General features: G+C 69.5%; 14 protein-coding genes. 5 read left to right on the plus strand and 9 right to left on the minus strand.

Features of this window, described 5'->3' with window-relative positions; all coding sequences use genetic code 11:
• Window positions 1-469 (plus strand): OPT/YSL family transporter (locus tag PMI01_RS04140; RefSeq protein WP_007663414.1); only part of this gene is annotated, 469 nt, incomplete at its 5' end.
• A gap of 84 nt (window positions 470-553) precedes the next feature.
• Here PMI01_RS04140 and PMI01_RS04145 read toward each other — a convergent pair.
• Entirely contained in the window at window positions 554-1243 is a 690-nt protein-coding gene (locus PMI01_RS04145) for a GNAT family N-acetyltransferase (RefSeq protein ID WP_007663416.1), read from the minus strand.
• Complete coding sequence (locus tag PMI01_RS04150; RefSeq protein WP_007663418.1) at window positions 1240-1866, minus strand: TetR/AcrR family transcriptional regulator; 627 nt, start codon at window positions 1864-1866, stop codon at window positions 1240-1242. Before PMI01_RS04150 ends, PMI01_RS04145 begins: the two co-directional genes overlap by 4 nt.
• 69 nt (window positions 1867-1935) lie before the next feature.
• Here PMI01_RS04150 and PMI01_RS04155 point away from each other — a divergent pair, with 69 nt between their 5' ends.
• A complete protein-coding gene (locus tag PMI01_RS04155) occupies window positions 1936-3201 on the plus strand; it encodes an MFS transporter (RefSeq protein ID WP_007663420.1) in 1266 nt (421 codons plus the stop codon).
• A gap of 126 nt (window positions 3202-3327) precedes the next feature.
• Here PMI01_RS04155 and PMI01_RS04160 read toward each other — a convergent pair whose 3' ends face one another.
• Together PMI01_RS04160 and PMI01_RS04165 are read right to left on the minus strand one after the other, a co-directional pair.
• On the minus strand, window positions 3328-3534 hold the full coding sequence (locus PMI01_RS04160; RefSeq protein WP_007663421.1) for a DUF3126 family protein: 207 nt from the start codon (window positions 3532-3534) through the stop codon (window positions 3328-3330).
• A gap of 51 nt (window positions 3535-3585) precedes the next feature.
• Complete coding sequence (locus tag PMI01_RS04165) at window positions 3586-4545, minus strand: LysR substrate-binding domain-containing protein (RefSeq protein ID WP_007663425.1); 960 nt, start codon at window positions 4543-4545, stop codon at window positions 3586-3588.
• Window positions 4546-4616: 71 nt separating this feature from the next.
• On the opposite strand from PMI01_RS04165, the gene PMI01_RS27440 reads away from it, so the two are divergent.
• Window positions 4617-4760, plus strand: a complete 144-nt coding sequence (locus PMI01_RS27440) for a hypothetical protein (protein ID WP_007663427.1) — start codon at window positions 4617-4619, stop codon at window positions 4758-4760.
• 14 nt (window positions 4761-4774) lie between these two features.
• On the opposite strand, the gene PMI01_RS04170 is transcribed toward PMI01_RS27440, so the two are convergent.
• Window positions 4775-7684, minus strand: a complete 2910-nt coding sequence (locus tag PMI01_RS04170) for a M16 family metallopeptidase (RefSeq protein WP_007663431.1) — start codon at window positions 7682-7684, stop codon at window positions 4775-4777.
• A 157-nt stretch (window positions 7685-7841) separates the two neighbouring features.
• Here PMI01_RS04170 and PMI01_RS04175 point away from each other — a divergent pair, with 157 nt between their 5' ends.
• Window positions 7842-8339, plus strand: a complete 498-nt coding sequence (locus tag PMI01_RS04175) for a response regulator (protein WP_007663434.1) — start codon at window positions 7842-7844, stop codon at window positions 8337-8339.
• Window positions 8340-8397: 58 nt separating this feature from the next.
• On the opposite strand, the gene hfaD is transcribed toward PMI01_RS04175, so the two are convergent.
• The 3 genes from hfaD to hfaA are packed head-to-tail and all read right to left on the minus strand — an operon-like array spanning window position 8398 to window position 11015.
• Window positions 8398-9585, minus strand: coding sequence for a holdfast anchor protein HfaD (gene hfaD / locus PMI01_RS04180; protein WP_007663438.1), 1188 nt, complete (start codon window positions 9583-9585; stop codon window positions 8398-8400).
• Window positions 9554-10564, minus strand: coding sequence for a holdfast anchoring protein HfaB (gene hfaB, locus PMI01_RS04185; protein ID WP_007663440.1), 1011 nt, complete (start codon window positions 10562-10564; stop codon window positions 9554-9556). The genes hfaD and hfaB overlap by 32 nt, the downstream gene beginning before the upstream one ends.
• Window positions 10554-11015 carry a holdfast anchoring protein HfaA gene (gene hfaA / locus PMI01_RS04190; RefSeq protein WP_007663442.1) on the minus strand — a complete coding sequence of 154 codons (462 nt, stop codon included), beginning with the start codon at window positions 11013-11015 and terminating at the stop codon, window positions 10554-10556. Before hfaA ends, hfaB begins: the two co-directional genes overlap by 11 nt.
• Before the next feature lie 214 nt (window positions 11016-11229).
• Between hfaA and PMI01_RS04195 the strand changes: the two genes are divergently transcribed.
• On the plus strand, window positions 11230-11661 hold the full coding sequence (locus tag PMI01_RS04195) for a CBS domain-containing protein (RefSeq protein WP_007663443.1): 432 nt from the start codon (window positions 11230-11232) through the stop codon (window positions 11659-11661).
• Between the two features lie 69 nt (window positions 11662-11730).
• Here PMI01_RS04195 and PMI01_RS04200 read toward each other — a convergent pair whose 3' ends face one another.
• A complete protein-coding gene (locus PMI01_RS04200; RefSeq protein WP_007663444.1) occupies window positions 11731-12171 on the minus strand; it encodes an RrF2 family transcriptional regulator in 441 nt (146 codons plus the stop codon).
• Between the last annotated feature and the right edge of the window lie 402 nt (window positions 12172-12573).

The following is a 12573-nucleotide window of genomic DNA, read 5'->3' on the forward strand; positions in this document are numbered from 1 at the left end:
GGGCGCCATCGGCGGTGCCCTGCCGGTGGGGCTGCTGGGCATCGGCGCGGCGATCGGCCTGGGCCTGGTGCTCATCGACATCCTCCTGCGCCGGACCAGCGCCGACCGTCTGAGCCTGCCGCCGCTGGGCGTGGGCCTGGCGATCTACCTGCCGAGCGCGGTCACCGCCCCGGTCGTGGTGGGCGCCCTGGCCGGCTGGATCTACGATCGCGTGGTGTCCAAGGATCGCATGGCCGAGCCGGCCAAGCGGCTGGGCGTGCTGATCGCCTCGGGCTTCATCGTCGGCGAGAGCCTGTTCAACGTCGCCCTGGCCGGCCTGATCGTCGGCACCAACAAGGCTTCGCCGCTGGAGGTTCCTTTCGCGCCGTCCGAGCACGTGGGCATGATCCTGGCCCTGATCGCCGCCGCCGTGGTGGTGGTCGGCCTCTATGGCTGGGCCCGCAAGGCGGCCAACAAGATCACCGCCTGATCGGGCGGGTTTGATCGAGACAAGGGACCCGGAGGGCGAGCGCCTTCCGGGTCCTTTTTTGTTCTGGGCCTTTGGGAGGTGGGGCTAGAGCGGAGCCAGCACCGTCAGCACCTGCTCGCACCGGAACCGGAACCCCAGCGCCTGATACAGCGCGATCGCACCGGCGTTGTCGGCGTAGCTGTGCAGGAACGGGGTCTCGCCACGCGCCTGGATGGCCTGCGCGACATGCAGCATCAGCCGCGCCGCATAGCCCCGGCCCCGGAAGTTCGGATGGGCGCAGACGCCGCTGACCTCGGTGAAGCCGTCGGGCCGCAGGCGTTCGCCGGCCATGGCCGCCAGCCGGCCGTCGACCTTGACCCCGACGAAGTCGCCCAGTTCGTGGGTGCGACGGAAGAACGGGCCCGGCTTGGTCAGGGTGGCCAGGGCCAGCATGTCCGGGGCGTCGGCCTGGGTCAGGGGCAGGATTTCGAAATCGGCGGGCTTGGGCTCGGCCAGATCCTCGGCGACCATCTGCCAGAGGATCGCGCGGTTGACGACCTGGGTCCCCGGGACCGGCGGCGGGTCGAACCGCTCGACCACGCCGACCTCGCCGGGGTGGGCGCGGACCAGCCGACCCAAGGCGGCCAGGCTCTCGGGCGCCTGGTTCGCGGTGGCGGCGAACAGGCCAAAGTCGGGATGGACCCGCAAGGCGTCGCCATCGACCAGGGCCAGGTCGGACTGGCGTCCGGTGAACGCCGACCAGACCACGCGGTCGAGGGGGTGCGGGTTCCTCATCGGCAATAGACCTCGATCAACGCCTTGACCGCCCCGACCACGGCCAGGGCCGGCTTGTCGTCGTCCTCGAACATCTGGCTGGAGGTGAACACGCCTTCGATCAGCAGCATCATCGCGTCGCCCAGCGCCTTGGGATCGGACGCGCCCATCTGCTCGGCCTTGGCCCGCAGCCGGTCCCGCAGTTCCTGCTTGTGGGCCTGCGACACCGCCCGGCCGACATGGTCGCGGTCCGGATATTCCACCACGGCGTTGGAGAGCGCGCAGCCGCGATAGTCGGCGCCGCCCGACCGGGCCGCCAGCCCCTCGAAATAACCGACCATCTGGGCCTTGGCGTCACCCGGGAACGCCGCCTCGGCCGCCTCGAAGCGGTCCCAGAAGCCCAGCTCGACCTCGCGCAGCACGGCGGCCACCAGGTCGTCCTTGGACTTGAAGCTGCGATAGAGGCTGGGCTTGGTCACCCCGGCCTTGGTGACGATCTCGTCCACCCCGACCGCCCGGATGCCCTCGCGATAGAACAGCTCGCGGGCGGTGTCGAAGATGCGCTCGGCGGCGCGCGGCCCGGGGCCGTAGGGCCGGTGGTGTTCGGGGATGTCTTGCGACGTTTCTGGGGCAATTTTCGTCATGGCGCTTGACGATGTTACTTACCGGTACGTATAGGCGACAGCAACCCCCGTACCGATCGGTTACATCGCATGCAGATCCTCCGCCGCACCCTCGGTTCCCGCTACGCCTTCGTCGTGGCCGGCGTCACCTTCCTGGCGCTGTTGTCGGCCGCCGGCCTCAGGGCGGCGCCGGGCGTGCTGATCCTGCCGCTGGAGAAGGCCTTCCACTGGGATCGCGGGACGATCTCGACGGCGGCCGGGATCGGCATCTTCCTCTACGGCCTGACCGGGCCGTTCGCGGCGGCGCTGATGCAGTCGTTCGGCGTGCGGCGCACGGTCAGCCTGGCCCTGGTGCTGATGGCGGTGTCGACCGGACTGTCGGCCTTCATGACCCAGAGCTGGCAGTACGTGGCCACCTGGGGCGTGATGGCCGGGTTCGGCAGCGGCGCGGTGGCCATGGTGCTGGGCGCGACGATCGTCAATCGCTGGTTCGTCGAGCGGCGCGGCCTGATGCTGGGCCTGCTGACGGCGGCCACGGCCACCGGCTCGCTGATCTTCCTGCCGGCCATGGCCTGGATCGCCGACCACGGCGGCTGGCGGCCCGTGGTGCTGACGGTCGCCGCCGTCGCCGCGATCATGGCCCCGATCTGCTGGCTGCTGATCCCCGAGAGCCCCGACGCGATCGGCCAGCGGCCCTACGGCGCGCCCGACGACTGGGTGGCCCCGCCCAAGGGCTCGGCCTCCAACGCCCTGGCCGGCGCGTTCGGCGCCCTGGCGCGGGCCAGCAAGACCCGGACCTTCTGGCTGCTGTTCGGCGGTTTCTTCATCTGCGGCCTGACCACCAACGGCCTGATCGGCGTGCACATGATCGCCTTCTGCGGCGACCGCGGCATGCCCGAGGTGCGGGCCGCCGGCCTGCTGGCGCTGATGGGGCTGTTCGACCTGTTCGGGACCACGGCCTCGGGCTGGCTGACCGACCGTTACGACCCGCGCAAGCTGCTGTTCATGTACTACGCCCTGCGCGGGCTCTCGCTGATCTACCTGCCGTTCTCGGACTTCTCGATCGTCAGCCTGTCGGTGTTCGCGGTGTTCTACGGCCTGGACTGGATCGCCACCGTGCCGCCGACCGTGCGGCTGGCGACCGAGGCGTTCGGCGACCGCGACGGGCCGATCGTCTTCGGCTGGATCGGGGCCGGCCACCAGCTGGGCGCCGCGACGGCGGCGATCGGCGCGGGCGTGATCCGCGCCCAGTCGGGGCAATATATGGAGGCCTTCATCATCGCCGGCCTCGCGGGCCTGGTGGCGGCGGGCGCGTCGCTGATGGTGGTGCGGCGGGGCGCGCTGGCGGCGGCCTGACTTGCCCCCTACGGGTCGCTTCGCGACCGTCTTCCCCCATAGGGGGAAGAGCTCAGGCTCCGCCCCCTATGGGGGCGGACAGACCGCGAAGCGGTCAGGTGGGGGCAAGTCGGAAGCCGGACTAGACTACTCCAGGTCTTCCGCCAGGATCGCCATCTCGAACATGAACGAGCCGTCCTCGTCCTCGTCCTGGAAGATGACGCCGATGAATTCGCCCTTCACCTCGACCTCGGCGGAATCCTTCTGCTTGGGACGGGCCTTGAGGACGATGTGGGGGTTGCCGAAGGTGCGCTTCAGATGGCCTTCGAGCTTGGCGATGGTGGCGGCGTCCATGACGGGCTCCTGGTCTCGGTGGGGCGCCGGGGCGCTGTGTGTCGGCGGAAACTAGATCGCCGACCGCGAAAGTGTAAGGGGTTTTGCGCCTTTGGCCGGTCCCGCCTGTTGAGAACCGGGCGGCGGCGGGGTCGCCGCGCCCTGGGCCAGCAGCCAGTCGCGGAACCGGCGGGCGGCCTTGGTGGCCTTGCCCTTGGGCGTCAGGGCGCAGATCAGGGCCCGTCCGGGGATCAGGCCCAGCGGGGCTACCAGCCGCCCAGCGGCCAGGTCGCCCTCGACGAAGGCCCACGGGCCCATGGCCACGCCCAGGCCGGCGGCGGCGGCTTCCAGCATGTAGAAATAGTGATCGAACTCACGGTTCACCTGGGCCGGCGGCAGGGTCAGGCCCGCGGCGGCCTCCCATTCGGCCCAGCTTTCGATGAAGGTTCGGGTGTGCAGGCGAGGCAGGCGAGCCAGGGCCTCCAGGTCGCCGGCCCCGGCGGCGAGGACGGGCGAGACCACCGGTCCGACATGGTGCTTGAGGAACGGCGTGACCTCGGCGTCGGGCGAGGGCGGGGCGTCGGGCAGGCGCATGCGGATGGCCAGGTCGATCCCGTCGGCGCGGAAATCGAACGGGCCGTTGGACTCCACGATCCGCACCGGGATGTCGGGATGGGCGGTCACGAAGTCCGGCAGGCGCGGAATCAGCCACTTCATCGCGAAGGTCGGCAGGCACGAGACCACCAGCGCGCGGTCGGCGGTCTCGGCGGGACGGGGGATGGCGGCGTCGATCTGGTCGAAGGCCAGGGTCAGGGCCTGGGCCAGGGTCACGCCCGCCTCGGTCAGCACCAGCCGGGTGCGCGGACCCTCGGTCAGTGGCGTTCCCAGGTGGTCTTCCAACTGGCGGATCTGGCGACTGATGGCGCCGTGGGTGACGCACAGCTCGTCGGCCGCCAGGGTCATCCGCCCGCGCCGGCCGAACGCCTCGAAGGCGCGCAAGGCGTTGAGCGGCGGAAGCGAGCGGGCGGCCATGTGACGAAACCTCACAGATGGCCGCTGATAAGTCGTTATCCGGACCGACGCAACCGTCCGATAACCGGGCCATGAGCAAGCTCGCCCCCCACAGCGTCACCCTCGCCCAATGGCTGGCCGTGCTGGCGGTGTGGGGGCTGGCGGCCTACGGCGCGCTGGCGGGGAAGCCGGCCGAGGCGCGGCGGGACCAGGTTCACCTGATCGCCTGCCGGTAAATCACAATAGACCCCTACTTCCCCTCCGGCTTGACGATCATCGTCCACGACTTGTCGTCGCCCAGGAACTCCCGGGCCGCCTTCTGCACGTCCGCAACCGACACCCGTTGCAGGCCGGCGATCACCGAGCGGGTGGAGTCCAGCAGGCGCGGGTCGGTCTGGGCGCCCGACAGGGTTCCCAGCCAGTACTCGTTGGTCTCGCGGGCCTTTTCGATCTGGTCGATGCGCGGCTTCTTGGCCCGGTCCAGCTCGTCGGCGGTGACCGGCTTGTCGCGCAGGTCGGCGGCGATCTGGCGGATGCTGGCGACGATGCCGTCCATCTTGGCGGGCGGAGCCTCGACGCTGACGGCCAGGTAGCCCCAGTGATCGAAGGTGACGCTGGCGGTGGCCGAGGCCGAGGGCGAATAGGTGGCCCCCTGCTTCTCGCGCAGCTCGTCGGTCAGCCGCAGCTGCATCACCTGGGCCAGGATCTGGGTGTTGCGGGCCCGCTGCAGGTTGGCGAACAGGTCGTCGGTCCGCCAGGCCATGAACAGCTGGCCCTGGTCGGCGCGGCCCTTGTGGAAGCGCACCACCGGCGTGGCCGAGGGGGCGGGGAAGGGGGTCTTGTCGGCGCCGGCCGGGGCGGGGGTGTCGGTGCGGGCCGGCAGGGCGCCGAAGGTCTCGGCCACGGCGGCGATCGCCTTGTCGACCGTGATGTCGCCGACCATCACCACCTCGATGTCGTCAGTGGCCAGGGGCTTGTCGATCGCCGCCTTCAACTGGTCGAGCGACGCGCCGGCGATCTGCTGGCGGGTGGGGAAGGTCCAGCGGCCGTCGCCGCCGTGCAGCAGTCCGCCCAGGTCGCGGCCCATCACGCCGCTGCTGGTGGTCTCCATCTGGTCGTGGATGGTGCTGTAATAGGTCTTGATGCGGGTGAAGGCCTCGGGCCGCCAGCCGCCCTCGGTGGCGTAGGCCGCCAGCACCTGCAGCTCGGTCGACAGGTCCTCGGGGCGGGTGCGGCCCGACAGGCTGAAGGCGTCATCCTCGACCCCCAGGCCGGCGTTCCACACCTTGCCGTTCAGCACCCGCTCCATGTCCTGGGCGCTGATCTGCTTGAGGCCGCCTTCGATATAGGCCGAACCGGCCCACAGCGGGCTCTGGGCGTTGGTCGGCAGGTCCAGCAGGCCGTGGCCGATACGGGCCTTCACCAGGATCTGGTCGTCGCGGAACTTGGTCGGCTTGACGGTCAGGCGCACGCCGTTGGCGAAGCGCACGAAGACGGTGTCCAGGTCGGTGATGTCGCGCTGCTCGGCGACCGCGCCGATCGCGCCGAAGCTGGCATAGGGCCAGGTGGTGATTCCCGGCGCGGCGGGGGCGGCGACTGGGGTCTTGCCGGAGGCGACATAGGCGTCGGCCACCGTCTGCTCGGCCCCGTCGATCGCCGTGGGAGTCGGCACGGTGATCAGCGGGCCGCCGCCGGCGAACTGCGCCTTGAGCACCGCCGACACCGTGTCGGCGGTCAGGCCCTTGGTGGCCTCGTCGAACACCACCAGGTTCTGGGACGGGCTGGTGACGACCTCCTTGTCGCCCAGCGAGCCGACGATGGCGCCGGCCAGGGCGGTGGTGCGCTGGGTGGCCTCGCCGGCCGCGGCGGCCACGAAGCCCGCACGCATGGCGGCGATCTCGCGGTCCAGCTCGTCCTGGCGCACGCCGTACTGGGCGACGCGGCGCTGTTCCTGGTCGAGGGCGGTCATCGCCTCCTTCCAGCGGCCGGGCTGGGCGGTGGCGGCCAGGGTGGTGATCTGGGCGGCGTGCTCCTGGTCGTTCTGCATGGCCATGCCGACGATGAACGGCGGGGCGTCCGAGCGGGTCAGCACCTGCAGCCGGCGGTTCAGCACCGAAAAGCCCAGGGCCTTGACCAGTTCGGCCTTGTCCTTGGCGCGGATTTCCAACCCCAGGTCCGGCGGGGTGACCCACGACATCTGCACCGCCAGCTGGGCGCCCGGCTCGACCAGCACCTTGGCGGTCAGGCCGCGCTTGGCGACGGCGCCGAGCGCCGGCTTGATCCCGGCCGGGCCCTGGCCCTTCCAGTCGCCGAACCGGGCCTTGATCTTGGCCTCCATGGCGTCGACGTCGAAGTCGCCCACGGCCACGACCACGGCGTTCTCGGGCCGGTACCAGGCTTGGTAGAAGTCGCGGATGCGCTGGGCCGGGGCGGTCTTGAGGATCTCGGTCTGGCCGATCGGCAGGCGCTCGGGCGGCCGCTGGCCGGCCAGCTGGAAGGCGAAGGTGTTGACGAACACCCGGTAGCCGGGCGTGTCGCGCGTGCGCTCCTCCGACAGCACCACGCCGCGCTCGCGATCGACGGCGTCGGGGGCGATGGTCAGCTCGCCGGCCGCCTCGCGCAGCAGCATCAGCGAGTTGTCGACGGTGTCGTCGTCGGTCTTGGGCAGGTCCAGCTGGTAGGTGGTCTCGCTGAAGCCGGTCGAGGCGTTGGTGTCGGCGCCGAAGGCCAGGCCATGGCGCTCGAGGATCTTGGTCATCTCGCCTTCGGGCACGTTCTTCGAGCCATTGAACGCCATGTGCTCGAGGAAGTGGGCCAGGCCCTGCTGCTCGTCGGTCTCCATCAGCGAGCCGGCGTCGAACCACAGGCGCAGGGCGGCCTGGCCGGGCGGGGTGGCGTTCTTCTGGATGGCGTAGCGCATGCCGTTGGGCAGCACGCCGAACCGGACGCGCGGATCGGGCGCGACGTCGGACACCGCCTGCGGCCACTGGCCGGGCTTCACCGCGTCGATCGTCGGCCCCGTGGAGGCGGCCGGTGCGCCGGTGGAAGGGGCGGCGGTCGCGGGGCGGTCGCCGTCGGGCTTGAACTTGGACAGGGTCGCGCAGGCGGAAAGGCTGAGCCCGGCGGAGAGGACAAGCGCCAGGCGCGAAACGCGGATCATGTGCGACCTTGAAGTAGAGCGGTGAAGGAGCGGCACCTTGACCGCAGGCCGTGGCGCAAGCAAGGCGTCGGTGCGGCCATCCACGGCCATCCATGTCGGGCATGCGACACTAGGTCCAAGGGAAATCCGCGGTCGATCGGATACTACGGCGGCGGTCATGCCCTCGTCGAAACCCCCGTCCGCGCCGGTCGGCCCGCCGTCCGACACGCCGCCGCCGCCGGTCGCGGCGGCGAAGCAGGCTGTCGCCGTGGCCGGTCCCCGGACCGCGCCGGCCGCCGGCTCCCGGGTGCTGGTGGCCGACGACAACGCGGCCAGTCGCGAACTGGTCCGCGCCCTCCTGCGGTCGGTGGGCCATCGGGTCGATCTGGCGATCAACGGGGCCGAGGCGGTCGCCGCCGCGTCGGGGGGCGGATACGACCTGGTGCTGATGGATGTGCGGATGCCGGTCCAGGACGGGATCAGCGCCACCCGCGCCATCCGCGCCCTGGATGGTCCGGCCGCCCGCGTGCCGATCATCGCCCTCAGCGCCAACATCCTGGCCCGGCAGATCGAAACCTACCGCGCCAGCGGCATGGACGACCACATCGGCAAGCCGATCGCGACGGGCGAACTGCTGGCCAAGGTGGCGCGGTGGAGCGGTTTGGCGCGTCCTTGAACCCTCGCCCAGCGGGAGAGGGTTCGTTTGGTGTGGTTCTCTAGGCGGCTCCCCCGCCTCAGTGTCCCGAGTTCGTCACCGAGAAGCTGGCGTTGTTGCCTGTCGCCGTGGCCACGCCGACGATCGACCGCCCGCCGCCGCTCATGGTGATGGTCGAGCGGGCGCTGACGTCGACATTGTTGGACTGGCTGTTGGTGGCGTTCATCGTGCCGCTGCACTGGTTGCAGACATAGCCGGTGACCGCGTTGCCGATCGCCGTGGCCGAGGCCCCGGCGTCGTAGCCGTTGTTGCCCTCGAAGCTGGCGATCACCTCGACGCCGCCGCCGTCATTGACCTGGAGGTTGTCGAGCACCAGGCCCGGGCCGTAATTGCCGGCCATCACCGAGTTGCCGACGCCGTAGGCCGTGGCCTGGGCGGAACCGAACTCGTAGGAGGTTTCCTGCGCCTGGGCCCGCACATAGGCGGTGTTGTACTGGTGCGAGGTCACGTCCAGCAGCGGGCCTGTATTGGCGGCGTTCAGGTTGTTGCCCGAGGCCGTGGCCGCCGTGACGGTGACGTTGCTGTTGCCATAGGCGGTGAACTTGGTGGCCGTGACATTGGCCGCGCCGTTGTTCTGGTCGGTGATCACCCGGGCGGCCGACTGGTTGGCGCCGTTCAGGTCGATGTTGTTGCCGGCCGCGGTGCCGGCCACGACGGCGGTCCCGGCGACATACTGGATGATCGCCCCGCCGTCGGCGGCGACGTCGGCCTGGTTGTTCTGGCTGACCCGCGCGCCCATCGATCCGTTGTTGAGGGTCAGGCCCTGGCTGTTGCCGGCCGCCAGGCTGCTTTCGACCACGTCGCCGGCCTGGGCGGTCTCGCCCTCGATCTGGCTGCGGGCGGTGACCGCGCCGGTGTTGGTCTGGACCATGAAGCCGGTCAGGGTGCCGGCGGCCGCCGTGGCCGTGCCGCTGTTGCCGACCGCCGTCGAGGTGACGGTGGCGACGCCCATCGAGTCGCTGACATTGACCACGCCATGGGCCAGGACGCCGCCCCGGTTGTCCTGGTTGGAGGTCAGGCCGCCGTCGGCGCCGTAGACGGTCATGCCGAACGTGTTGCCGCCCGCCGTGGTGGGGGCGGAGACGTCCTCGGCGGTGACGACGTTCAGCGTCTGCTCGGCGTTGATGTCGCCGAGGTTCAGCTGGTCGTTCGAACCCTGGCTGGGGACGGTCTGGCTAGTAGCGACCCCGGCCAGCATCACGCACATTGGGATCGCTGCGATCATTCCAGCGAGACGGGTCTTCGCGGGTTTGCGCATTGTTGGTTCCCAGGTTGTTGTAGGCGGGGACGAAAGCCCCGGTCGCCCCGACCGTGTTGGCGGCGTAGGGGTCGTACTGCAGGCAGCTTTGCGGGCCGGGCATGCCGTAGAGGTTGGCGCTCATCTCGATCGCCGCCCGCTCGATCAGCGAGCGCACGGCCAGCTGCATGGGCTCCAGGGCCCCGCGGCCGGCCGAAATGTCAAAGATGTTGCCGTTGAGGAAATCGAACACCCCGGCGCTGATCTCGCGGCCGACCACCTGCTTCTGGTAGGAGATCACGTCGACCACCTCCAGCGTGCGGGTGTTGATCAGCCGCAGGTCCAGGGCGATGTTCATGATGAACACCCGGCGGCGGAAATTGCCCTTCAGCCCGTCGGTGTCCTTGTCGCCGACATAGGCGTCGACCCCCGCCGAGCGGATGTTGTAGTTCAGCTCGGTGATGCCCCCGGCCACATAGAAGTCCGAGCCGGGCACCTGGCCCGCCAGGATCTTGCGATACTCGGCCGGCACGTCGGCGCCGGGCTTGGGGTTGTCGGAGATCAGCTTGTTGTTGGCGTATTTCAGCTCGTACTCCGACACCGAGGTGTCGAAGCGCTCGACCATCGGCATGCCGGCCTTGGCGAAGGCGGTCATGGCCAGCAGCGAGGCGCCTTGCGTCACCTTGCGGCCCGAGCCGTCGGACTCTTCCTTGCCGGTGTAGTCGGCGATGCGGCCGATGGCGACGCGCGGGGCCACGACGCGGTTGCTGCGCGCGTACTGGGCCAGGCAGACCAGGCCCGCCGTATAGGGCGTGGGGTTGGCGGTGACCGGCGCCGAGCCGATCGGCGTGGCGTAGTTGCCATTGCCCATCGGGGTGGGCACGCTTCCGCAGGCGCTCAGCGCCAGGCAGGCGCTCGCCAGCAGGAGGGAGAGGCGCTTAGCGGCCATTGCCCGAGGTTCCGTTGTTGACGTTGGTTCCGGCGCTGACATTGCCGTTGTTGGTCTGGGTGGAATTGACGATCACCGTGTTGTTGTTGCCCTGGGTGATGACCGTCAGGTTGTTGCCGATCGCGGTGGAGCCGCCGTAGCTGCCGTAGCCGCCGACCCCGGAATAGCTGTCCAGCGAACCCGACGAGTGGCTGGACGAATAGACGCTCTGGTCGGCGCCGGTCAGCATCACGCCGTCGACGATCACCCGGTTGCCGTTGGCGTCGCGGGTCGAATACTGGACGACGTGGTTTTCCGAACCGGCGACGCGGCCATAGCCGGCGTTGAACGACGCGGAATTGGTTTCCATCGACTGGGCGTGGGCGACGCCGGCGACGGACAGGGTCAGAACGGCCGAGCAAAGGGCCAGCGATAGGTCGCCACCCGGCAGTTTCTTCTTCTGATTGACCATCTCAACCTCCGCGAACGCCGACACGAGAGGGTTAAGCAACCCTCGTGCCAAAATCGGACAGCGTTCGGTGTAACCCCAAAGGTCTCGCGATTTGGTTAAGGTGAATCACCGGGCGGTGACCTGGGGTCGAACTGCGACACCAATGCAGCCCATTGATCCGAGGCGCGCTTTGCGAGACCCTCGTGAAAACGAATTTGTCAGGGAGGATTAGGCTTTGCTGGTTTCTCAGATCCTGAAAGACAAAGGTGATCTCGTGTTCACCGCCTCGCCGAACGAGACCGTGGAGGCGGCGGCGGCCCTGCTGCACACCCGTAAGGTGGGCGCGATGGTCGTGCTCGAGGATGACGAGACGATCGCCGGCATTCTTTCGGAACGCGACATCGTGCGGGTGATCGCCAAGGAGGGGGCCGCGGCCCTGACCAAGCCGATCTCGACCTGCATGACCCGCGACGTGCTCTTCGCCCAGCCCGAGGAGACGGTCGACGCCCTGCTCGAGCGGATGACCGACCGCCGGGTCCGCCACCTGCCGGTCTGCAAGGGCAAGCGCCTGGCCGGCATCATCTCGATCGGCGATCTGGTGAAGTACAAGATCCGCGAGACCCAGGCCGAGGCCGACGGCCTCAAGGCCTATATCGCGGCGGGCTGACCGGCCGCCGTGGGCGGGGGCGGGAAGGCCCGCGCCACACTCTATATAGGGCGCCCTATATAGAGTGCGTCAGCGCACGGGTTCGCCCAGCAGCTCGGCGCCCGAACCATTGACCGCGTCGGCCAGGCTGTAGCCCTCCAGAACCGCGGCGGTGGCGTCGCGGGCCCGCAGCAGGGCTTCACGCAGCGCGCAGGTCGCCAGGTCGCGGCAGTCCTCGCAGCGCCGGAAGGCCGTGCGGCTGACGCAGGGGGTCAGGGCCAGGGGGCCGTCGACCAGGCGGATGATCTCCGCGAAGCTGATCTCCCGGGCGTCCCGTCCCAGCAAGTAGCCGCCGAACTTGCCGCGCCGGCTGGCCACCAGGCCCTGGCGGGCCAATGCCAGAAGAATGGCCTCCAGGAACTTGCGGGGCGCGTCGGCCCGCACGGCCAGTTCGCCGGCCGTGACCTGGCCGCTCTCGCGGGCCAGTTCGATCATGGCGCGCAGGGCGTAACGGGCTTTCTGGGACAGCATGGATACGGGGCCTCTCTTTACAATGAAGGTCTATGGAGGCAGGGGAGGGGATGGCGCAAGCGGCCCGTGAGCGGCGCGCCCCCGGATTCATGCACAGATCCGCGCACAGGATAAGGCCGGGGTGCGATTGATCCGGTCGCTTTTGCGGTTGCGACTCTCCGGGGCGCTGGCTACACACCGCCCTCGCTTCGGGGCCAACGCCCGCCGGACGGATCCAAGGCCTTCGGGCCTTGCATTTGGAAAGGTGGATCGCTAAGTTCCGCGGCCTCAACCGACTCGGTGACGGATTTGCGAAGGCCCTGTCTTCAAGGGCTTCGTCGCCTCGTCTTTGTCTTTCGCAGCGGCTTCGGCCAGAGCATCGACAGAGAAGAAAACAGTCGGTTGACACGGGGTTTTGCTTTC

The organism is Caulobacter sp. AP07 (genome assembly GCF_000281955.1).
In the GTDB taxonomy this organism is placed as follows: domain Bacteria; phylum Pseudomonadota; class Alphaproteobacteria; order Caulobacterales; family Caulobacteraceae; genus Caulobacter.